The sequence below is a fragment of the Brevundimonas sp. genome (assembly GCF_035561115.1).
GTDB lineage: Bacteria > Pseudomonadota > Alphaproteobacteria > Caulobacterales > Caulobacteraceae > Brevundimonas.
In genome coordinates this window covers 14,790-35,889 of sequence record NZ_DATMYH010000017.1, presented here as the reverse complement: position 1 = coordinate 35,889, position 21,100 = coordinate 14,790, and the positions used below count along the sequence as shown (strand labels likewise).

The following is a 21,100-nucleotide window of genomic DNA, read 5'->3' as shown; positions in this document are numbered from 1 at the left end:
CGACGGCCCCCTGACCGGGGCTGGCCCCGCCGCTGGACCGCGCCGCGGGACCCCACTAATTCCCCAGCCACGGGAAGACCGCCGATGATCCGTCGCCTTCTCGCCATCGCCGCCGTCGGCCTGTTGCTCGCGGCCTTCGCGGGCCCAGGCGACCCCATTCCGGGTGTGGAGGTCGGCCTCGAGCACGATCCCGAGGGGCTCATCTCGCCAAGGACGACCGATGACCTCGGTCGGGCCGAGTTCGCCGTCGGGGAGGGCCGCGCCGTAGTCCTGTTTCCAGCCGTGCAGACGCTGCGGCGTCCGGCCGTCGCGCGGGTCGAGGTGGGACGGACGGTCCAGGTCTCGGCGCCCATCGTGCCGGGCGGTCGGGGGCGGGCCGATATCCTCGGAACCGACGGACGACGGCTGGTCGTCATCATCCCGCGCGGCGGCGACCGCGTCCGCGTCACCCTGGCCGAGGTCGGCTCCCGCACCACCGCGCCATCGGCTCCGGGCGGCGAATCGGGGTCAGAGACCGGAGAAGCGCGGGCGACCGTCAGCCAATCCGGCGGAGTGATCGCCGCCGAGGCCTCGGCTCCCGTCAACGGCATTGGTGGAACCGGCGGCGGCCGGATGTCGAACAGGGGTCAGTCAGAGAACGGAGAACCGCCGGCGACCGTCAACTCATCCGGCGGACCCATCGACATCGAGTCGTGGTCATGGGGGCGGATCGACCGGTTGAATACTGTCCAGGCCTGCACGGCGCGACGCGGCGTCGTTCTGATGCATGAGGGCGTCCAGCAATGCCGCCTGCCAGCGACGACACGCCAGGAGGGGGCCGTTCGGCCCTGATGCAGGTATCGACCACGCAATAGGCGGGACCGGTCCCCGCCGATGGACGCCCGTCCCAGAGACTCAAACAAGGAAATGGACACCATGCGGAAAACAGCGATCATCCTGGCCGGCGCGGCCCTTTTCGACCTCGGCGTCGTCGTCGTATCGGTCCAGGCGCAGGAAAGCTTGCGTCCGTCGGCAGGGACCGTCGTCACGGCGCCCGGAACGACCCCGAACCGGGATCACATCGACCAGGACGCCCAGCGCACGGCCTGCGCCACCGGCAAACACATTCCCGAGGCCCCGCTCAGCGCATGCCGGGCCAACCCTTCGGATCCGTCGGGCCCCGCCAGTCAGACGAGAGCCGTCGACATGTTCCTGAAGATCGACGCCGACTTCACCGCCCGTGCCTGCGCGTCCCGGCGCGGCGCGGTCGTCCGGCATGAAGGCGTTCAGCAGTGTCGCCTGCCGGCGACGGGAGACCTCGACATTCACAAACAAGGTGTGGCGTTGAACTTTTTGAAGATCGACATCGACTACACGGCTCGCGCCTGCGTCGCCCAGCGGGGCGAAGTCGTCACGCGGGACGGTGTTCAGCAGTGCGCCCTGCCGGCCGAACCGGGGAACAACCGGGCCGGACCCGACCGGCGATAGTGGCTGACGAGGCGAGGTCCAGACGCGCCAGCGTACGCCGCGGGACGCCGCCGCAACGGGTCGATCCGGACGAGGACGCGGTCGTGCGCCTGCTGGCGATCCCACCGGACGGGGGCGCAACCACCGTCGGGCGGGTGATGCTGGAGGTCGGGGGAGAGCGGATTCCGGTCGAGATGACCGTGCCCGCCGGCCCCGTCGCGGTCGAGGACCTGCTGCCCATCGTCCACGGGCTGAGCAGCCTGTTCGCAACCCGGGCGACGGCGCGGGTCGAAGCCGAGGGGCGGGAGATTTCCTGCCGCGCCGGCTGCGGGGCCTGCTGCCGCCAGCTGGTGCCGGTCGCCCCGGCGGAGGCCCGCGCCCTGGCCCGGTTGGTCGAGGCCATGCCCGAGCCCCGGCGCGAACGGGTGCGCCGCCGGTTCGACGCGGCCCTCGACACCCTTGAGCCGCTGGGCCTGATGGAGCGGCTGGACCGGAACCGCGACGATCGCCAGGTGATCGCGCGGGACTATTTCGCCGCCGGCGTCGCCTGTCCCTTCCTCGAGGACGAGGCGTGTTCGATCCACGCCGACCGGCCGCTGTCGTGCCGCGAATATCTGGTCACCTCGCCGCCTGACCTGTGCGCCGCCCTGGCTCCGGGCATCGAGAAGGTGACCCTTGAGGCCCGGCCCTCGCTGGCGCTTCTGAACGCCGATCTCCGGGACGGGTGGCTGCCGCTGGTGCTGTCGCTGGTCCAGCACGCCCAGGCGCCGCCTTCGCCGCGTGACCGCCCCGCGGCCGACATCCTGAAACAGGTGGTCGGCGGCCTGTGAGATCACGGATCGGCCGCCAAAGGTAGATCGCCTTGTACGGACGGCGCTCGATTGCAGACCCGCAAAGCGGACTTCTTCAAGAACTGTGAGGAGCCAGTTCGAGACGTTCGGCGGTTTTCTCTTAAGACGCCAGCCAAGGCCTCTAATGTCCGTGAAACTCCCCTATCGGTCCAAAATGTCCGTCAGGATCGCTTTGTGTGGAAATAGGAACGTCATCGGGGCGACCTTTGAAGCGCAGGCCCCGTGGAAGTCGCGAAGCCGTTAGAACCCGAAATCGATCTGGTCGACGGAGGTCTTCCGTTTCCGGCGCCGGGGCGGAGGCGCCGGGGCGGGGCGGCCTGAAAGCTCCGGCGCGATCGCCATCGCCGTGGCGTCCGGGGCCTTCTCGGTCGGGCGGCGGGGCGAACGCGCGGTCTGGATCAGCTTCGGCTCCCGGGGCCGGGCCAGCGGCCTTGGGCGTGGGAGCCCGCGGACCGTCCGGGTCGCCTTCCAGGCAGTCAGCTCGCTTTCCCACCAGCCGACCCGGTTGGGCGAGATGCGCACAGGCTCCGGAAAATCCCCGACCTGCTGCAGGCGCCACGCGGTGGACCGGCTGAGGCCGGTGACATCCCGCACCCGATCCCAGGGCAGCAAACGGTCTTCCGGCCCGCCCGTCTCGACGGCGCCGCCTTCGGGTCCGGACGTCACGATCCGCCTCCGGTGATCGAAGGGTCAGCCACGACGCCGGCTCCTCGCCGCCGACGGCGCGGCGGTGCGGATGTCGGACATCTGCGACATCGCCCACGCTCGCAGCAGGCCCCGCGGATAGTAGGGCTTGGACCGGATGTGGCGACAGGGTGGCCCGTCGCCGCCGGCCGACCACAGCCGCGCCAGGGTGGCGGGCTTCATCCGGATGCCGAACGGGGCCAGAAACGCCGAGGCCTCGGCCCGCGTCAGCAGCTCCTCGGCCCCTGCCGACGGGTTTTCGAGCCCGGTCTCCACCGGCTCGATCATCGTCCCGCCCCGCGCGGGCGGCACTGCCGGGAATTGGTCACGCCCTGGCCCGCCGTCAGAGCAAGGTAACAGTCCACGACCGTCGCTACATAAAACTGGGTCTCGGCTATATCCGGTATGCGCCCCAGCCGGGCGACCCGCGCCGGTCCCGCGTTGTAGGCCGCCAGGGCCAGCCGCAGATCCCCGAACCGGCGGATCTGCCGGGCGAGGTAGTCGGCCCCTCCCCTCAGGTTCTCGACGGGATCGAAGCGATCCCCGACCCCCAGCTCCGACGCCGTACCCGGCATCAACTGGGTCAGGCCGCCCGCGCCGGCCGTGGATCGCGCGTCAGCCCGATAGGCGCTTTCCGTCACCACCAGGGCGTGGAGAAGTTTCGGGTCCAGGCCATGCGCCTGGGCGGCGGCGTCGATCGCCGCCTGGAACGGCTGGTTCAGGCTCGCCAGGCGCGGAACCTCCGCGCCCTGCAGGGCGTCCGCCGCCGGTTCGGCGGCCGGCGCGCCGAACAGGGTCCCCCCTGCCCGGCTCCAGTCCACCGCCTGGGCCGAGGCCGGCGTCGCGAGCGCCAGCGCGGCCCCCGCCATCCAGATCACGCTCACCATGTCAGGATCTCCCGATAGACGCCGGTCACCTGGGTTCGGTCGACCGGACCAAAATAGCGGCTGTCGAAACTCGACGGCGTATCACCGAGCAGGAACAGCTCCTCCGCCCCGAGGCGCCGGCACCCGCGCCACGCCGGCAGGCCGACGCCGCGCCGATCCCGATCATGGACGACGACGGCTCGTCCGGGCGTGAACACCCGGCCGTCGAGGCGACAGACGCGATCGCCGCCCGCCGCGGCGACCCGCTTGATCAGGACCACGTCCGGCGGCATCCGGAGCGCCGCCAGATAGGGCCGCGCCTCCGGCGGCTGGGGGATGGCCACGACGCCCCCCCGGGCCGGCTCGGCGCCCGGACGCCTCAGATAGACGCCGCGGGGCAGGCTCGGGCTCTCGTTGACCAGAGCCAGGGCCGGGTTCCGGTCGGCGACCGCGGCGGCGCTCGCCAGACCTGCGAAGGCCGCCATCGCCATCAGGACGCCCCTCGATTTGAGGCGCGGGGTCATGGCCTGTAGGGCTCCAGGATCAGGTCGCGGGTGATCATCACGCGGACTGGCGCCCCGGCCCTCAGCCGGATCGACGGCCGGACCTCCAGTTCGCGATCCACCAGCCGCCCGCCGACCCGGGCGCCCTCGATCGCCGCCGCGTCTCCGGCGTCGCCCAGCAGGCCGCCCGAGCGACCGTCGTCGTCATCCCGGGCGATCTGGCCCAGGGTGGTGATCGCCCCGGCGAACAGCGTCCCGACGAGGAGCGGCCACAGTCTCCGATCGACCTGTCCCCGGACGCCGACGGCGCCCTGGGCGTCGACGCCGGGCTCGCCGGTCAGCACCAGACTCTTGCCATTGGGCAGGATCAGCCGTTCCCAGGTCAGGAAGGCCCGGCGGTCGCCGTAGGCGCTCTCGCCCTCGGACGCGCCGATCAGCCGCGTGCCCTGCGGCAACAGCAGGTGGCGGCCGCTGACGGAGTCATAGACATTCTGGGTGACCGTCGCGATCACCGGGCCCGCGCGCGATGTGTCCACGGCCGTCAGAAGCGCCGCCGGCACGATCGCCCCGGCCTTCAGCTCGAACGGCGAGAGCGGGGCGACCAGCGTATGTCCGTTGTAGATCGCGCCATAGTCCGGATTGGCGGCGGGGCCGCGGTCCCCGCCGGGCGCCGGGCCGACCGCCTGGGGCGCCGTTCCGCGGGCTCCGGCGTCCTCAAAGAACAGGCCCGAGCGCACCGCCTGCTCGCGAGGGCCGGGCCCGCCGGCGTCCTGCGTCGACGCCGGACGGTAGGCCGGCGCATAGTGGCCCAGTGTCCGCGCCGGGGGCGCTGGCCTCACACCCGTCGCCGTCGCCTCCGGATCACCGTCTCCGATGCGGGGCTCGGGCAGGCGGTCGTAGGTCGCCGGCTGGTCGGTGACGGCTTCGGCGGGGCGGACCACGCCGCGCGCCTGATCGTCCCGCGCCTCGGCCTGACGGGCGCGGGCGCTGTCGCGCAGGTCCGGCTGGATCACGAAGGCCCAGGCCAGGGATCCCGAAACCAGCACCGCGCCGCCGATGACGATGGCCTGGACCACGGATTTGCGCAGGCGCACGGCATGGGGGCGCGGCGCCCGGCTGCTGAGGCCCGGCGCAGGTTCCTTGGCCGGCGTGGCGGGTCGGGCGGACAGGCGGGGATCGACGTCGGTCATGAGCGGCCTCCGGGCAGGCGACGGATGCTGACGATCTGCGGGCGGCGGTCGCCAAGGCGCAGTTCGGCCCGGTCGAACACCCGGTCGACGACGAACAGGCCGCCGACCTGCCGGTAGTTGACCATCTGGGCCTCGCCGTCGGTGGCGATGACGAACAGGGCGGGTGCCTCGTCCACCTGCATGTCCGGGTCGAAGGTGATGAAGGTGCGCAGGCCGTCGTTGAACACCGAGGTCGGCGTCCAGCGCGGACGGCGGCCCCGCGGTTCGATCCGGTAGCGGGCGTCCGGATCGCCCCGCAGCGTCGCCACGGGCTCCGCGACCGGGGCCGCGGTGGACGGGACGACGTCGTCCCCGGTCAGGAAGGGATCCGCATCCCAGGCGACCGCCGTGTTGAACGCGTCGGCCGCGCCACTTTTCAGATCAATGAGATACACGCGCCGGTTCGTCGTCAGCACGAGGTTGGTTTCAAGGCCCCGTTCGAGGGGTTTGAGCAGCACATGGGTCCTGCGGCCCGCGCCCGTGCCGGACACCGCCTCGCCGATCTGCCAGCGCACGGTGTCACCCGCCGCCTTGGCGACGAGGGTCTCGCCCGGGGCCAGAGTCAGGGTGGTCACGCGCAGGGGCGCGGTCCAGACCTCGAACACCCGCCCGGGCGACCAGGCGAACACCTGGACCCCGCCGACGAACCCGTCCTCCCGGGACGGCTCCCGGGCCGCCGCATTGGCCGCCGCGATGGCGGGTCGCCCCGTCGCGCCGACCGACCCCTCCGGCGGCGCCGCTGATGTGATCGCCATGCGGGTGGGTCCAGCCTCGTAGGGCCGCTCCGACCCGGAGCCGCCCTGAGCCGTCTCAACGGCCGCCGGGGCCGGCTCGGGTTCCACGGCCGCGCCCGACGTCGGGCCGTCGGCGGGCGCGGGAACGATCGCCGCCACGGGGGCCGAAGGGACGGGATAGTCGCGCAAGAGCGCGCAGCCGGACAGCGACAGGCCCAGGGCGGCCAGGATCAGGAGGCGTCGGGGGTCCATGATACGTCCTCGATTTTCAGTCCAAGGGGGTTCTTCATCAGCTCGGCCTCCGTGCGGGGCGGCTGGATCGTCGTGGTGATCAGGGCCCGCCAGCGTTCGGCCCCGGCCGACTGGCCGTTGACGAAGCGGGTCTCGCGCCATTGCAGGTCGAAGGTCCGGTCGGTGCGGCGCACGACGTTCAGGATCTCCACATTCACCGCCTCCCGCCCGACCTCGGCGAACGGGTCGTGGGTCTGGGCCCAGGCGTTCAGGAAGGCCGCCGCCTTCGGAGTCGTCAGGTCATAGGCCCGCAGCCAGTTCTGGCGGATGACGATGGGATCGATCGACTTGGAGCGCACGTCCCGCACCCACCCCGCGAGCGCGTGACCGATCTGGGCCTCGTTGGGCTCGTAGCGGCCGCCGATGGCGGTGATGCGCTGGGTCTCGCCCCAGTCGGACACCTCGACCACGAAGGGCTTGACCACGGCGCGATCCGCCTGGACCCACCAGCCGGCGCCCAGGAAGCCGGCCAGCAGCAGATTGGCCAGGGCGATGCGCCGCCAGTTGCGGGCGTGGGCCAGCGACAGTCCCATGCGATCGTCCCAGACCTGGCCGGCGCGCTGGTAGGGCGTGGAGTCCGGCGCCGAGGCCATGGCCCGCCGGGGCCGGAAGAAGGGGTGCATCTCAGAACTCCTCGGTCTTCAGGTTAGGCGACAGAACCCCGCTGGTTTCGCCGGAGGGCAGCAGACCCCGTCCGGCGTTGGCGACGAAGAAGGCCTGCAGGGCGGCGGACCGCCCCCGCGGGCGCTCGTCGGCCAGGTCTGCGGGTCGCGCCGCGGCGCGATGGAAGTCCGCCCTGGCGGCCTCGGCCTCGGCCGCGATCTGGCCGGGCGAGCGGCCTGTTGCGTCCCGTCGGGTTCCCGCCGCCCCGGACGGCGTGGCCGCGTCCGCGGCCGTCTCGCTCGCCACCGGGGCGTCCGATGCGGTCGACCGCCAGGCCATGGCGGGTTCGCCGACCCCGCCCGCGCCAGGCGACGACAGCGCCGTCACGGCTCCTCCCGAGGGGCGAGGTGGGCTCGACGGCGGCGGATTGTCGTTCGAGGGCTTCGGCGTCGATCCGGGTCCCGAAAAGTTCGGGGGCGTGGGTGGGCGTCCCGACCCCGCGCCCGCCGCCGACTTTGCAGCTCCGACCATCCGTGCCGCCCCGCCCGCCGCCGCGGCGCCGGCCCCGGCGATCCCCGCTCCGGCCAGGGCGCCGGTCCCGCTGACGGCGAGGGCGCCGGTCAGGGCCGCGCCGGCGCCGAGGGCTGGCCCGCCCGTCACCAGGGCCGAGGCCAGATTGGGGATGAACAGGGCCAGCATGGCCAGCAGGAGGGCCGCGACCAGGATGGTCAGGGCTTCATAGATGTCCGGATTGGCCGAGGGCTGCAGCTGGTCGAAGATCGTCCGGGCGCCCGAAACCACGATGGCCAGGGCCAGGACCTTGAGCCCCGACGAAACGACGTAGCCCAGGGGCCGCTCGGCCAGGAAGGCGGACTTGTTCCAGATTCCGAACGGCAGAAGCACGAAGCCGCCCAGGGTGACGATCTTGAACTCCAGCAGGGAGACGATGATCTGCAGCGCCAGGACGGCGAAGGCCAGCATGATGCCGATCATCGCCAGGCCGAGGATGAGGGCGTCGGCCATGTTGCCGACGATGTCGAGCGGGTTGTCGACCGGGGCCGGCGTCTCGCCGAGCGCCTTCACGATCTCCCAGCCCTGGGCCAGGATGGCGCCGGGATTGAGGAATTCCTCGCGGCTCAGCGATCCGCCGCCCGCCGTCAGTCCCAGTTCCAGGAAGCCAGCGTAGATGGTTTCGGACAGTCGCTGCCAGTCGTTGATCAGCCAGGCGAAGGCGCCGATCAGCAGCACCTTGCCGAAGCCCGAGGCCAGCACCTCCCGGTTCGGGGACAGCGCCCACTGGATGCCGGTCAGGGCGACGACGAGGACGATCAGCAGGCCGAACACGCCGTTGACCGATCCCTGCAGCGCGTCGAACCCGGCCGAGACCGTGTTGGAGAACACGACCATCAGCTCATTGGGCGTTTCCACTCCGACCGTCATCGCCGGCTCCCTCAGTTCTGCGCGTGGGACAGCGGATCGAACCGGGGCGGCGTCGGGGACGGCGCCTGACCGCTCCAGCGCCGCCGGCGCGCGGCGTCGCCCGACGCGCGATCCGCCGCGTCCCGGGCCGTGGCCTCGGCCAGCAGGCGGGACTGAGCCAGCACGATGGTCCGCAGCGCCGCCAGATCCTCGGCCAGCACGGCCAGCAACTGGTTGGACGACTGGACCGCCGCCGTCTGGCCGGTCGCCGCCTGGCTGGCCGCGAGCGCGCCGGCGAGCCTTTGCTCCCGGCCCTGCCCCAGCCGTTCCAGTTCGGCGGCGGTCCGCGCCACGTCCTCGGCCGTGCGCCGGGCGTTGGCCGTGCGCGCCTGACCCTGCTCCAGCAGGCTCGTCAGGTCGGAGCCGGAGAGGTCGTCGGGATACACGCTGCGGAACTGCTGTTCCAGGCCGCTGACCGAGCTGGCGAGGCCGCGCGCGGTCCGCGCCAGCTCGGCCATGTCCCTCAGCGACTGGCTCGACTGGCTCAGATGGCTGTACGGCGAGGCCGCCAGACTGCGCGCCTCATTGGCCAGGCTCTCCAGCTGGCGGGCCGCCTGCAGCGCGTTCTCGATGTGATTGCGCGGGTCGAACACGACCTGCTGGGCGGGCGCCGGCGAGGCAACCAGCATGCTGGCGGCGGCGAGACCGGCGGTGGCGAGCCAGGCGGGCCTATTCGGCCGCCAGCGGACCGGCGAAGGCGTCGAAAACGGAATCCACATTCTGCACTCCCTTGGCTTTGAGGAACTCGCGGGCGAAGCCGCCGTGACCGGAAGGGTCCGGGCCGGCTCGCTCCAGAAGGGTGTCGATCAGGGTCTGGTCCTCCGGCGCGCCTGAGCCGCACAGGGCCAGGGCCACGCCGGTCAGGCGCAGGTCGAACAATCGCCGGCCCCTGGGCTGCCGCCAGTAGTAGGCCCGCTTGGGCGTGGCGAAGGCGATGAGCTCGAGCTGGCGCCGGTTCAGACCGAAGCCCCGGTAGAGTGCGGCCGAGGCCGGCTCCAGCGCCCTCGGATTGGGCAGGAAGACCTGGGTCGGGCAGCTCTCGATCAGACTGGCTGCGATCGAGGAGGCCGCCACGTCGTCGAGGCTCTGGGTGGCGAAGACCACGCAGACCCGCTTCTTGCGCAGTGTCTTGAGCCATTCCCGGATGCGGGCCGCGAACGCGGTTTCGCCGAGAAACAGCCAGGCCTCGTCCAGAACGAGCAGCGTCGGTCGGCCGTCGAAGCTTTGCTCCAGATGGTGGAAGAGCGCCGAGAGCACCGGCGCCACCGCCGACGGCGTTCCCATCAGGGTTTCCAGTTCGAAGGTGTCGAACCGGGTGGGCGCCAGCGCCTCCCCCTCCCCGTCCAGCAGGGCGCCGTGCGGTCCCTTCAGGGTCAGGGGTTCCAGGGCGGCCGCCACCGCCTTGTCCTGGACCAGGGCGCAGAACACCGTCAGCGTCCGCTGCGAGAGCGGCGCCTCCGACAGGGCCGACAGCGCGACCCAGATTTCTTCCCGCACCCGGGGCGCGGGCTCCAGCCCGGCCAGGCGCACGGTCTCGGCGATCCATTCCGAGGCCCAGGCGCGCTCGTCCTCCCGGTCGATCCGGGCCAGCGGCTGCAGCGAGAACCGGGCGCCGGGCTCCAGCGCGCGCCAGCGGCCGCCGGCGGCCAGAGTCGCCGCCCGCGCCGACCGGCCCTTGTCGAAGAAGACCACGCGGGCCTGCGGATAGCGGAACCATTGCAGCGCCAGGAAGGACAGCAGGGCGCTCTTGCCCGACCCGGTCGGCCCGACCACCATTGCGTGGCCGACGTCGCCGACATGGAGCACCAGCCGGAACGGCGTCGCGCCGGTCGTGCGCGCCGTCGCCAGCGGCGGCCCGTCCAGGTTGGCGTCCCCGGCGGGGCCCGCCCAGACCGCCGACACCGGCAGCAGGTCCGCGAGATTCAGGGTCGAAACCAGGGGCCGGCGCACGTCGGCGTAGGGCTCGCCCGGCAGCGACCCCAGCCAGGCCTCGACCGCATTGAGATCCTCGATCCGGGCCACCAGCCCCTGGGCGTTCAGCGCCGCCTCGACGGCGCGGGCCCTGGCCGCCGCACCCTCCTCGGTCGCGTCCAGCACCGTGACGGTCAGAGTCAGATAGCCGAAGGCGCAGGACTCGGCCCCGAGGGCGGCCAGGGCGCCGTCGCACTCCTCGGTCTTGGAGGCGGCGTCCGTGTCGAGGAGCGGGACCTCCTCCTTGGTGATGGCCTCCCGCAGGAGGACGCCGACGCCCTTGCGCTTGGCGAACCAGCGCTTCCTGAGCTTGACGATTTCCCGCTCGGCCCCGGGCTTGTCCAGGCCGATCCAGCGCGCGGTCCAGCGGTATTCGAACGGCAGGGCGCCGAGCGCGTCGAGCAGTCCGGGCCGGGTCGCCGACGGCAGGCCGCGCACCGAGACTACCTTGAGCCAGCGATCGCCCAGCCGGGGCGCCACCCCGCCCGTCAGACCGGCGTCGGCCAGCCAGGCGTCGAGGAACATCGGCGTCTCCGGCGGCCGGACCGCGAACGGCCGGGGCGAGACGCTGTCGTGCAGCCAGGTCAGAAGGTCGGCGTCGGCGAGCCGCTCGATCTCCGGCAGGGCGTCGGACAGCAGGTCCAGGGTCGCATCGGCCTCCCGGCCGAAGCTCGCCAGCGACAGCCGCCAGTCGTGACCGCCCTTCGCCAGGCCGTCGAACAGCCACCGCTCCATGCGGCGGGTTTCGTCGGCGGGCGGCAGCCAGGTCAGGGCCAGCCGGAAGTCCGTCTCGAAGGCCGGATCGGCCGTCTCGAACCGGCTCCGCCGTTCGGCGTCCAGCAGCCAGGCGACGTCCAGGTCGAAGGCGCTTTCCGGGTAGGCGGCGGCGGGCCGCCGTCGCGCCTCCATATGCAGGCACCAGCCCGACCCGAGGCGCTTCAGGGCGTTGTTGAGCCGGGCGCGCACGGCCATCAGCTCGTCCTCGGTCGAGGACTCCAGGTCCGGCCCCCGAAACCGGAAGGCCGCCAGGAACGAGCCGTCCTTGTTCAGGACCACGCCGGGCGCGACCAGCGCGGCCCAGGGCAGATGGTCCGCCAAGGCCGCCGGACGCCGGCGATGCTCGTCGAGGAACCGCATCGCGCCCTACCCGTCCAGGTGTCCGGGCAGCGCCAGATGCCGGCGCAGCACGTCGAAGAAGCGCCGGTCGGACCGCGCGGCCCACAGACCGATCGCATGGGCGGCGGCCCACCACAGCAGCCCCAGCCACCAGATGCGCAGCGCCAGGCCGAGCACCAGGGCGATCGTGCCCATGGCGATGGCGTAGTCGCGCGGCATGCCGGCCATCAGCACCGGCTCGGCCAGGGCCTGGGCGACCGGCAGCTCCCAGCCGTCGGGGCGCCGCTCCATCACCCGATCTCCGCGCCGCCGGCGAAGCCGAAGAAGTCCAGAAAGAAGGTCGAGGCGGCGAAGGCGATCGACAGGCCGAACATGATGCCGAGGCCGCGCCGCATCGAGGAGCCGTTCTCGCTCATGGCGATGCCGGCGCCGAAGACCACCACCGCCACGACCGCCGCGGCCTGGACCACCGGTCCGGTGATCGACTGCACCACCTGCTGCAGCGGCCCTTCCCACGGCATGCCGGAGCCGCCCGCCAGGGCCGGCCCCGCCAGCATCAGGCCGCACGTCATCGCCGCGCCGAACAGGCGGCGCCCAGGTCTCCGTTGCATGATTTGCTTCCTTTGTTTCAGCCCGCGTCAGCGCGCCTCGACTCATTGCAAGCAAATATCATCCCTGCCTGTCAACACGCTTTCTTCAAATATTTTCAATGACTTGTATGAGACTTGCTGACGACTTGGTTTAACTCAGAAAGCGACTTGAGCCACGTCCTGGTCATGACGTTTCCCGACCCGCCGGACGACTTGCGACGACTTCCGGCCAAACCGCGTCAGGGTCGGGTTTTGCGGGAAATGACCGATCCCCACCTCGGAACCGCGCCGGCCCCGGGCAGGCGTGTAGACGGACCGACCGCCCCGGGATTCCCCGCAACGACGGCTACGGGCCCGACGCCGTTCTCCCGCCTGGGCTGAAGGATCATCGGCCTGCCGACCGAAAACCAGGAGCTTCACCGCAGATCGATGATGTCCGCGGGATCCCGACGCCACGCCATGCGTGCATGGAAGCTTGCCGGACTGTTCCATAAATAGTGCATTGAAGACGATAATGCACTATTTATGGTGCATTATGGATATGCCGGATTGACAATTGCGCCTGCTGCACCATAAACAGTGCCCAAAGCGGGTTTTTGCTCTTTTTTTGGTGCCCCGATGAAGGATTCAAGATCGAAGACGGCCCTTCCTCTGGGCGTCCGGCGGGATATGGCCAAGCTCGGTCATGACATCTCGGTCGCGCGGCGGCGCCGCAACCTGCCAGTCGCCGTCGTCGCCGAACGGGCCTTCGTAGGCCGCAACACCATCACACGCGTCGAGCGCGGCGACCCGGGGGTCGCGCTCGGCACCTACGCCAGCGTGCTGTTCGCCCTGGGCCTGGCGGACCGCCTGGCCGATCTCGCGGATCCAGGAACCGACGAGGTCGGTATGGCGCTCGAAGCCGAGCGTTTGCCTCTGAGGGCGCGCTAGCGGTGGAACGCGAGCTCGACGTCTTCATGGACTGGCAGGGGGAGACCGTCCCGGTCGGGCGTCTTTGGGCGCGCGCCAAGGGGGCCCGGCAGACGGCTTCGTTCGAATACACCGGCGACTGGCTCGCCCGGCGCGGCGCCTTCTCCCTCGATCCGGAACTGCCGTTGACCCGGGCTCCCTTCCACAAGGCGGGAGGCCTGTTCAACGCATTCACCGACCCCGCGCCCGACCGTTGGGGCCGTAATCTGCTGTCGCGGCGCGAACTGCGCCAGGCGCGGGCCGAAAATCGCCCGCCGCGCACCCTGATGGACGTGGACTTTCTCACCCTGGTCGAGGACGAGACCCGGTTGGGGGCCCTGCGCTTCGCGGATCCCGGCGGGGCCCAGGCCCGGGCCTTTCTGGCGACGTCGGACCGGCCCATTCCGCCCCTGGTCCAGCTGGGGCGGCTGCTGGCGGCGGCCAACCGCGTCATCACCGACACGGACAGCGACGACGACCTGCGTCTTCTGCTCGCGCCCGGCGCGTCCCTGGGCGGAGCCCGACCCAAGGCTTCCGTGCGCGACGCCGGCGGACGGCTGATGATCGCCAAATTCCCCAGTCCCACGGACGACTGGCCGATCCCCCGCTGGGAAGCGGCGACCATGACCCTGGCCGCGATGGCCGGGATCGACACCCCGACGTCGCGCCTGGAGACCGTGGCCCGGCGCCCGGTCTTCATCATGGACCGGTTCGACCGGGGCGCCGACGGCCGCCGCCTGCCCTTCCGGTCCGCCCTGACCGCGCTGGGAGCGGCCGACGGCGATGTCCGCAGCTACATGGAGCTGGCCGATCCCCTGCGCCAGGACGGCGCCCGGGCCGCGGAGGATGCGGTCCAGATCTGGCGGCGCATGGTCTTCAACGTCCTCGTCTCCAACACCGACGACCATCTACGCAACCACGGCTATCTGCGCGAGCCCGGCGGCTGGCGACTGGCGCCCGCCTACGACCTCAATCCGATGCCGATCGACGTCAGGCCCCGCAACCACGCCCTGACGCTCGACGAGTCCGACGACGCGGCGTCGCTGAACACCTGCCTGGCCGTCGCGGGGGCCTTCGGCCTCAGACTGCCGCAGGCCAAAGCCATCGCCGGCGCGGTCGGCGAAGCGGTCAACCATTGGCGAGAAATCGCCGCTGCGAAAGGCCTCACGGGCGCCCAGATCGAACGGATGGCGAGCGCCTTCGACCATGCCGATCTCGCCGGCGCCCTGGCCCTGCGCTAGATCAGGGCTACCAGGCCAACCGTCGTCTCAGGCGAGGGGGGTGATGCGATACGCGTCGCCGTCCAGGCCGTCGACGGACAACACCGCCTCCACCCGCCGACCCTCCGGGGTGCGCCGGATGTGGACGATCCGGTCGACGGCCTGGGCGATCGCCCGGCGCGGCGCCCGGACGACCACTTCCGTCATCAGATCCTCGAGCCGGCGCAGCACATCGTCGGCCGAGTTGGCGTGGATGGTCGACAGCCCTCCGGGGTGCCCGGTATTCCAGCTCTTCAGGGTTTCGAGCGCGGCGGGGCCGTCGCGCATCTCCCCCACCACAATGCGGTCGGGACGCATGCGCAGCGCGTCGCGCACGAGATCGACCACGTCGATGGCCACGGGCGCGCGCCGGGTCAGAACCGCGACGACGTCCCAGGCGGAACATTGCAGTTCCGGCGTATCCTCGATCAGGAAAACCCGGTCCCCGGCGAAGGCGGGCTCGGCCAGGACGGCGTTGGCCAGGGTCGTCTTTCCGGACCCCGTTCCGCCGGAAATGAGGATGTTGCGCCGCTCGGCCGCCGCCTGCCCGAGCGCGTCGGCCTGGGCCTGGGTCATCATCTGGTCGCGCACATAGTCGGACAGGCGCCAGATGACGGCGGGCCGCTTGCGGATCGAGAAGGCCGGCGCGGCCACGACCGGCGGCAGCAGACCCTGGAACCGCTCGCCCGTCCTCGGCAGGACGCCCGACAGGCGCGGGTCGTCCCGCGTCACGACCTCGCCGACGTAGTCGGCGACCAGCTTGATGGCGCGCTCGCGCGCCTCGGGCGACAGGGTCTCGCCCGCATCCCGGCGCCCCTCCCCGCTGCGGTCGAGCACCAGTCGGCCGTCCGGGTTGGCGAGGATCTCCACCACGGCCGGCTCCTCAAGGGCGGCGAGCACTGTCGCGCCGAGGGCGTGGCGCAGCGCCTCCAGCTTGCGCTCCGCGACGATCGGATGGGCCGCCATCAGGCGGGGGGATCGAACGAGCGGGGTTCGCCGGCGACCGTCCCGGGGGCGCCGCGCCCCGCGACGATCCGCGCCGCGGTGGCGTCGAGCAGCCGCTCGATGCGCCGGTCCACGGCCGCCTGCACCGTGGGGTCCTGATCGACCACGGCGTCCGGCAGCCGCAGGAAGAAGGCCCGCGCCACCTCGATCAGCAGTTCCTGGACGATCTGCATGTCGCGCGCCGTCGACCGCATGTGGTCGCGCAACGATCGCTCCAGGTGCAGCAGCCGGTCCTCGGGATCGGCCTGGGGGCTCTTCTGCAGGCCCCGGGCGATCGCCCGCCCGGCTGCCTGGCTCAGCGGCATCCGTCCCGCACGCGCTTCCCGGTTGAGGCCCGAGACGATCTTCGGGTCGTTGAGATAGACCTGCACCCGGCTGGTCCGGGGGTTAGTCCTGGCCATCGCCCAATCCTTGTAATTGATCGAGAGCGGCCTGCTGGGCCGCCATCTCCTGCGCCACCCGCCCGTAGATGTCCGCCGCCCGCGCGGCCGCCTTCTTGTCGTCCATGGCGGCGGCCACCTCCTTGAACAGGGGCAGGCTCGCCTGCGGGTCCTCGCCGAGGGCGCGCCGGCCGGCCCAGGGATGCGGACGGCGGCCCGGCGTGTCCATGTGGCCGGCCTGATCCGGGGCGGGCGCCGCCGCCCGCCCGCGGAATGGCGCGCGCCGGTCGTACTGAAGCTTGTGCGCGCGCAGCGGACGATGGCCGGCCACGAAGACGAGCTGACGATCGTCCGGCAGGGCGCGGATTTCGCCGGGCTCCAGCAGCGGGCGCTCGACCTCGGTCCGGGAGACGGACGAACGCCCGCCGGCCAGGCCGGCGGGCGAACTGCGGCTGATGCGCCGCTCCGCCACCGAGCCCGTCAGCTTCGACACCTTTTCCTGCGTCAGGGGGTCCAGCGCCGAGAAGGCGGTATAGACGGCGCAGTTGTCGAGGATGGTGTTGTGAGGTCCGTAGGTCTCGACGATGTCGTTCAGCGACTGGGCGACGAACATCGCCTTGACCCCGTAGCCGCTCATCAGCCGCAGCGACTTCTCGAAGAAGGCCAGCCGCCCCAGGAGCGGAAACTCGTCCATGACCATCAGCAGCCTGTGCCGTTTAGGCCGTCCCGTCGCGTCGCGCGCCGCCTCGGCGCTCAGCACCTGGGCGGCGGCGTAGAACAGAAGGCGGACCAGCGGCCTCAGGGCCGCCGCGTCGGCCGGCGCGACCTGGACATAAAGCGACACCGGCGCCTCGGCGCACATCAGGTCGCCCATGGCGAAATCGGAGGCGGACAGCACGCGCTCGACGTCCTCGCCGGCCAGCCATTTCAGGTAGGAGCGCGCCGTGCCCTGGACCGAGGTCCGGAACCGGTCGTGCATCGCCGCATAGCCCTTGACCGCCGTCCGGACGAACGGGTGGGTCTGCGGCTCGCCCCCCGGTCCCGGCCGGTGCAGGGTCTTCACCATCACATCGGCCGCGTCGTCGAGGTCGGCGAGCAGGTCGCGCACCTTGAGCAGGGTCTTGTCGCGATCCGGGGCGGTGTAGAGGACGTGCAGGATCACCGCCTCGAGGATTTCGGAGGCCGCCTTGTCCCAGATCGCCTCGTCGTCCCGCGCCCCGCCCGGATCGGACAGGATGGCCACGAGCCGCTGCACCTGCGCCAGTTCGCCGGGCCCGGGCTGGATTTCCGCCAGCGGGTTCCAGCGCGCCGACGCCGGATCCCGGGGATCGAGATAGAGCGCGTGCGAGAAGCGGGACCGCCAGCCGGCCGTGATCCGCCAGAGCTCGCGCTTGGGGTCGTGCACCAGGACGCTCTGAGGCCAGGACAGCAGGGTCGGGATCACATGGCCGCGGCCCTTCCCGCTGCGGGTGCCGCCGGTCACGAGCGTGGGCCGAAGATCCGCCGTCGCCAGCAACCGTCCCCTGAACACGCCGAGAACCGCGCCCTCCGGGTCCAGCAAGCCCGCGCGCCGGGCCTCGGGCAGTCCGCCCCAGCCCCGAACCCGCCGTCCCGCGCTCTCGCCGCCCGCAAGCGCGCCGAGGCCGAGGCCGCACGCGGCGCCGAGCAGGATCACCGGCACACTGCGTGACACCGCCGCCTGGGCCTCGGCCCCGAATTCCGCGCGCCAGAGAAGGATCGACCAGGGCGGATAGAGCGCCAGGTCGCGATGAACGCGCAGCGCGGGCCCCAGCGCCTCGGCCCAGTGATAGGTCCAGGCGAACAGCTGGGTGGCGGCCTGCAGCCCGAGCAGGACCCCCAGGCCGAACAGGGCGAGCCTGACGGTCACCTCAGGCCTCCTCGTCGGGGTCCTCGCCGCGTTCGGCGGCGAGGTCGAGGACCAGCAGCGGCGCCGCGTCCATGCGGCGCTGATGGTAGGCGACGAGCGCCAGGCGCAGGGCCGGCGCCGACCCTGCGTCGTGCAGATGCAGGATCCCGCTCGCCTCGGCGTCTCGGTCGTGAAAGAGACGGCCCTCGGCCTTGTCCAGCGGCAGCAGTTGCCGGCCGACGCGCTCGAAGGCTTGCGCCAGCACCGGATTGCCCGCGCCGCGCACCAGCCGATCCAGGTGCTCGGCCAGTCGACGGTCCGCCGGGGCGGACGAGGGAAGAGGTTCGCCGCGGTCGTGCAGGGCGGCCGCCATGTCGAGGCTTGTGGTCAGACACTGGAGTCGGAAGGCGAACCGGTCCCTGACGACGGCCGCGTCGACCCTGGGCGCCAGAAAGCCGCCGGACGGGCCCCGTTCGATCAGACCCTCGCCGCACAGCCAGGCGAGCGCCTCGCGCACCGGCGTCGTCGAGAGCCGCAGACGCCGCGCCTCCTCGATGATCACGACCGGCGCGCCCGGCGCATAGGCGCCGGCTTCCGACCGTTGCCGGATGCTGTCCAGGGCCTGGGTGAAGGGATCGCGCTTTCGGGTCACGGTCGTCTCCGACACGGGGACGGCGACTATGGGGCGGGGTCGGCCCGCTCGCCACTGAGTTGCGCGCCGGCCTGCCGGACTCGCCAGATAACGTCGTGCGATCCGCCGTGGGCTGTCGGACCTTCCGCCGCTTTGTGGCGGCCCGCCCCGGTTGTGTACGGAAACGAAAGGATGAACGTTGCTCAGTCAGGCGCCAGGTCGCACCATTCGATTTTGAGAGGTTGTACGCCGATGCGTGGAGTCCCGCCCGAACCGCCGCGCGACGGAGAGTTGCTTTCCGCCGCGGTGAAGGCGGTGCGAAAACACCGGGGGATGGCCACCACCGAGGTCGCCCGCGCCATGAACATGGCGCTCAGAACCTACGAGCGCTTCGAGTCGGGCGCCACGCGTCTGAACCTGGACCATATCCACCGGTTCGCGGCGGCCACCAACAGCGACCCCTACGCCCTGATCCTGGCTGTCGTGATCGGATCGCCCGAACTGGCCCGGCGCTGCGCCGACAACAAGATGGGGACGATCCTCACCGTCGCCGTCCAGCGGTTCGACCGGACGATTCAGGATCGGCTGCTGGACCTGGACGCCCGGACCCTGATCGCCGCGGTCACCGGCATGTTCGACACGCTGCTGGACGGCGACGAGACGAGTGGCCAGGCGAAGGCCTGGCTGGAATCCGGCGCGGCGGAGCTGCTCGCGACCCGGCCTAAACCCGGCCGCTGACCCTTCCATATACTCCGGATATCGCTTTGCGGCTGGTCCGCGACCGCGCGCTGACTCCTTGCGCCCTTGGGGGGAGGGAGGGGGGTAAGGTGCGGGGTTGGCCTTTCCTGGGCGGAGTGATACAAAACCTCGGATATTAGAACCTAACCTCCGAGGTTTTGAACGTTGTGACCACAGCGCCCAGCAATCGCGACCTTGCCCGCAAGACGCTCGCCAGGCGGGGCATGATGCGTCTGGCCGACCTCAGGGCGGCTGGCGTCACGGCCGCAACGATGCGTCGCATGCAAGACGCCGGCGAAGTCGTGAAACTGGGGCGCGGTCTCTACCAGGCCCCCGACGCAGGCTACACGACCGAACACAGTCTGGCCGAGGCCGCCCTGCGGGTCCCCAACGGCGTGATCTGTCTTGTGTCGGCGCTCGCCTATCATGGCCTGACGGACCAACTGCCCTCGAAGGTCTGGATGGCCATCGGCCACAAGGACTGGTCGCCGAGCGCGTCCGTCCCGCCGCTGCGGATCGTACGGTTCGCGGACCATCTGCTGCGGGACGGCGTCGAGACCGTCACAGTCGAAGGCGTCGAGGTCCGCATCTTCAGCGTCGCCAAGACCATCGCAGACAGCTTCCGCCACCGACGGTCCGTCGGGCTGGCCGTCGCCCTGGAGGGCCTTCAGGAGGCGCTCCGTCAACGCAAGGCCAGCCCGTCGGACATCCTGGACGCGGCCGGCCGCGGAAGGGTCGGCTCCATCGTGCGGCCTTACCTCACGGCCCTGACCGCCAATGGCTGACCCCGTTCGCAATATGGGCGCCTCGGTTCGGGCGCGCCTTCAGAACCTGTCCCGGACCACGGGTCAACCGTTCGAGACCCTGCTGGTCCGCTACGCCCTGGAACGGCTGCTCTATCGCCTGTCCAGCGCGGAGCACGGCGACCGGTTCGTTCTGAAGGGAGCCATGCTGTTGATGACCTGGCTTGAGATCCCGCTTCGGGGCACGCGGGACATCGACTTCCTCGGCTTCGGCGAGCCGAGCCCCGAAGGCATGCTCCAGGTCTTCCGCGAAGTTCTGGCGATCCCCGTCGATGATGATGGGGTCGTCTTCGACGTTGATGGGCTCCGGGTGAATCGCATCCGTGAGGAAGCGGCCTACGGCGGCCTTCGCCTGCAAACCACGGCGACCGTCGACCGCGCCAGGATCAAGGTCACGATCGACATCGGCTTCGGCGACGCCACCGAGCCAGGGATCGAGGAGATTGACTATCCCGCGTTGCTCGATTTTCCGACGGCGCGCCTGCGGACCTATGCCCGGGAGACGGTCATCGCCGAGAAGTTTCAGGCCATGGTCGACCTGGGTCGGGCCAACACCCGTCTCAAGGACTTCTACGACGTCTGGGTCCTGAGCCGCCTGTTCGCTTTCGACGATGATCGCCTGGCGCGGGCCATGGCCGCCACCTTCGCCCGGCGGGGCACGGCGTTGCCGACAGAGCCGCCCGACGCCCTGACGCCGGCCTTCTCCGGCGATCCGGAAAAGCGGGCGCAGTGGCGGGCGTTCGTCGAGAACCTCGCCGAAGACCCGGGCGACCTCGACGGCGTCGTTGACGCCCTGGCCGCCTTCCTGATGCCGCACGCCCTGGCCGCTTCTCGCCTCAGCCATGCGCTCCACGGCAGCCCATAGGCTCACCTTCGACATCACGCCTCCGGAGGTCGGGCTGCGTCCTCACGGCGGCGTTCGACGGGCCGGAGACCCTGTTTCCCGACTCGATCCCGAAGCGAACGGGCTGGAGACCGGTCGACGCCGCGAGACCGGGGCGGCGGCAAGGCGGTGCGCCGATGGCGCTGAATATACTCCAGATATAGCTTTTCAGCCGATCAACCCGCGCGCTCACTCCCTGGCGCCACATCCGTGGCGATCAACC

At 71.2% G+C, this 21,100-nt stretch carries 24 protein-coding genes; 8 read left to right on the top strand and 16 right to left on the bottom strand.

The genetic code is table 11. The annotated features are described in order from the left end of the window. Window positions 1-84 precede the first annotated feature (84 nt). The 3 genes from VN378_RS01935 (at window position 85) to VN378_RS01925 (ending at window position 2,276) form a co-directional block, all read left to right on the top strand. Window positions 85-831 (top strand): hypothetical protein, encoded by a 747-nt coding sequence (locus VN378_RS01935; RefSeq protein WP_325740460.1) that lies wholly within the window; start codon window positions 85-87, stop codon window positions 829-831. Between the two features lie 84 nt (window positions 832-915). Next, window positions 916-1,467, top strand: a complete 552-nt coding sequence (locus VN378_RS01930) for a hypothetical protein (protein WP_325740459.1) — start codon at window positions 916-918, stop codon at window positions 1,465-1,467. Next, on the top strand, window positions 1,467-2,276 hold the full coding sequence (locus tag VN378_RS01925) for a YkgJ family cysteine cluster protein (protein WP_325740458.1): 810 nt from the start codon (window positions 1,467-1,469) through the stop codon (window positions 2,274-2,276). The genes VN378_RS01930 and VN378_RS01925 overlap by 1 nt, the downstream gene beginning before the upstream one ends. Before the next feature lie 261 nt (window positions 2,277-2,537). On the opposite strand, the gene VN378_RS01920 is transcribed toward VN378_RS01925, so the two are convergent. The 12 genes from VN378_RS01920 to VN378_RS01865 are packed head-to-tail and all read right to left on the bottom strand — an operon-like array spanning window position 2,538 to window position 12,384. Continuing rightward, complete coding sequence (locus VN378_RS01920) at window positions 2,538-2,963, bottom strand: helix-turn-helix transcriptional regulator (RefSeq protein ID WP_325740455.1); 426 nt, start codon at window positions 2,961-2,963, stop codon at window positions 2,538-2,540. 24 nt (window positions 2,964-2,987) lie between these two features. Next, window positions 2,988-3,269 (bottom strand): hypothetical protein, encoded by a 282-nt coding sequence (locus tag VN378_RS01915; RefSeq protein WP_325740453.1) that lies wholly within the window; start codon window positions 3,267-3,269, stop codon window positions 2,988-2,990. Beyond that, window positions 3,266-3,868: a lytic transglycosylase domain-containing protein gene (locus VN378_RS01910; protein WP_325740451.1), complete on the bottom strand. Its 603-nt coding sequence runs from the start codon at window positions 3,866-3,868 to the stop codon at window positions 3,266-3,268. Before VN378_RS01910 ends, VN378_RS01915 begins: the two co-directional genes overlap by 4 nt. Further along, entirely contained in the window at window positions 3,862-4,371 is a 510-nt protein-coding gene (locus VN378_RS01905) for a S26 family signal peptidase (protein WP_325740449.1), read from the bottom strand. Before VN378_RS01905 ends, VN378_RS01910 begins: the two co-directional genes overlap by 7 nt. Then, window positions 4,368-5,540, bottom strand: coding sequence for a TrbI/VirB10 family protein (locus VN378_RS01900; protein ID WP_325740447.1), 1,173 nt, complete (start codon window positions 5,538-5,540; stop codon window positions 4,368-4,370). Before VN378_RS01900 ends, VN378_RS01905 begins: the two co-directional genes overlap by 4 nt. Further along, window positions 5,537-6,565, bottom strand: coding sequence for a TrbG/VirB9 family P-type conjugative transfer protein (locus tag VN378_RS01895; protein ID WP_325740444.1), 1,029 nt, complete (start codon window positions 6,563-6,565; stop codon window positions 5,537-5,539). Before VN378_RS01895 ends, VN378_RS01900 begins: the two co-directional genes overlap by 4 nt. Continuing rightward, window positions 6,544-7,227 (bottom strand): conjugal transfer protein TrbF, encoded by a 684-nt coding sequence (trbF, locus tag VN378_RS01890; RefSeq protein ID WP_325740442.1) that lies wholly within the window; start codon window positions 7,225-7,227, stop codon window positions 6,544-6,546. The genes VN378_RS01895 and trbF overlap by 22 nt, the downstream gene beginning before the upstream one ends. A 1-nt stretch (window position 7,228) precedes the next feature. Then, window positions 7,229-8,647, bottom strand: a complete 1,419-nt coding sequence (gene trbL / locus VN378_RS01885; protein WP_325740440.1) for a P-type conjugative transfer protein TrbL — start codon at window positions 8,645-8,647, stop codon at window positions 7,229-7,231. A gap of 11 nt (window positions 8,648-8,658) precedes the next feature. Further along, window positions 8,659-9,405, bottom strand: coding sequence for a conjugal transfer protein TrbJ (locus VN378_RS01880; RefSeq protein ID WP_325740438.1), 747 nt, complete (start codon window positions 9,403-9,405; stop codon window positions 8,659-8,661). After that, entirely contained in the window at window positions 9,356-11,794 is a 2,439-nt protein-coding gene (trbE, locus tag VN378_RS01875) for a conjugal transfer protein TrbE (protein ID WP_325740436.1), read from the bottom strand. Before trbE ends, VN378_RS01880 begins: the two co-directional genes overlap by 50 nt. 6 nt (window positions 11,795-11,800) lie before the next feature. Then, window positions 11,801-12,064 carry a VirB3 family type IV secretion system protein gene (locus VN378_RS01870; RefSeq protein ID WP_325740434.1) on the bottom strand — a complete coding sequence of 88 codons (264 nt, stop codon included), beginning with the start codon at window positions 12,062-12,064 and terminating at the stop codon, window positions 11,801-11,803. Next, window positions 12,064-12,384, bottom strand: coding sequence for a TrbC/VirB2 family protein (locus tag VN378_RS01865; protein WP_325740432.1), 321 nt, complete (start codon window positions 12,382-12,384; stop codon window positions 12,064-12,066). The genes VN378_RS01870 and VN378_RS01865 overlap by 1 nt, the downstream gene beginning before the upstream one ends. Window positions 12,385-13,032: 648 nt before the next feature. Here VN378_RS01865 and VN378_RS01860 point away from each other — a divergent pair. Both VN378_RS01860 and VN378_RS01855 read left to right on the top strand, forming a co-directional pair. Next, window positions 13,033-13,293 carry a helix-turn-helix domain-containing protein gene (locus VN378_RS01860; RefSeq protein ID WP_325740430.1) on the top strand — a complete coding sequence of 87 codons (261 nt, stop codon included), beginning with the start codon at window positions 13,033-13,035 and terminating at the stop codon, window positions 13,291-13,293. 2 nt (window positions 13,294-13,295) lie between these two features. After that, on the top strand, window positions 13,296-14,552 hold the full coding sequence (locus VN378_RS01855) for a type II toxin-antitoxin system HipA family toxin (RefSeq protein WP_325740428.1): 1,257 nt from the start codon (window positions 13,296-13,298) through the stop codon (window positions 14,550-14,552). A gap of 27 nt (window positions 14,553-14,579) precedes the next feature. On the opposite strand, the gene trbB is transcribed toward VN378_RS01855, so the two are convergent. From trbB to VN378_RS01835, 4 genes are read right to left on the bottom strand one after another with little or no spacing between them, the layout of a single operon-like run. Beyond that, window positions 14,580-15,536 (bottom strand): P-type conjugative transfer ATPase TrbB, encoded by a 957-nt coding sequence (trbB, locus tag VN378_RS01850; protein ID WP_325740426.1) that lies wholly within the window; start codon window positions 15,534-15,536, stop codon window positions 14,580-14,582. Then, a complete protein-coding gene (locus VN378_RS01845) occupies window positions 15,536-15,976 on the bottom strand; it encodes a hypothetical protein (RefSeq protein ID WP_325740424.1) in 441 nt (146 codons plus the stop codon). Before VN378_RS01845 ends, trbB begins: the two co-directional genes overlap by 1 nt. Continuing rightward, window positions 15,963-17,843, bottom strand: a complete 1,881-nt coding sequence (locus tag VN378_RS01840; RefSeq protein WP_325740422.1) for a type IV secretory system conjugative DNA transfer family protein — start codon at window positions 17,841-17,843, stop codon at window positions 15,963-15,965. Before VN378_RS01840 ends, VN378_RS01845 begins: the two co-directional genes overlap by 14 nt. 1 nt (window position 17,844) lies before the next feature. Then, window positions 17,845-18,474: a hypothetical protein gene (locus VN378_RS01835; RefSeq protein WP_325740420.1), complete on the bottom strand. Its 630-nt coding sequence runs from the start codon at window positions 18,472-18,474 to the stop codon at window positions 17,845-17,847. A 312-nt stretch (window positions 18,475-18,786) separates the two neighbouring features. Between VN378_RS01835 and VN378_RS01830 the strand changes: the two genes are divergently transcribed. The 3 genes from VN378_RS01830 (at window position 18,787) to VN378_RS01820 (ending at window position 20,859) form a co-directional block, all read left to right on the top strand. Beyond that, complete coding sequence (locus VN378_RS01830) at window positions 18,787-19,191, top strand: helix-turn-helix transcriptional regulator (RefSeq protein ID WP_325740418.1); 405 nt, start codon at window positions 18,787-18,789, stop codon at window positions 19,189-19,191. Between the two features lie 224 nt (window positions 19,192-19,415). Further along, entirely contained in the window at window positions 19,416-19,976 is a 561-nt protein-coding gene (locus VN378_RS01825) for a type IV toxin-antitoxin system AbiEi family antitoxin domain-containing protein (RefSeq protein ID WP_325740416.1), read from the top strand. Then, window positions 19,969-20,859: a nucleotidyl transferase AbiEii/AbiGii toxin family protein gene (locus VN378_RS01820; RefSeq protein WP_325740414.1), complete on the top strand. Its 891-nt coding sequence runs from the start codon at window positions 19,969-19,971 to the stop codon at window positions 20,857-20,859. Before VN378_RS01825 ends, VN378_RS01820 begins: the two co-directional genes overlap by 8 nt. Window positions 20,860-21,100 lie beyond the last annotated feature (241 nt).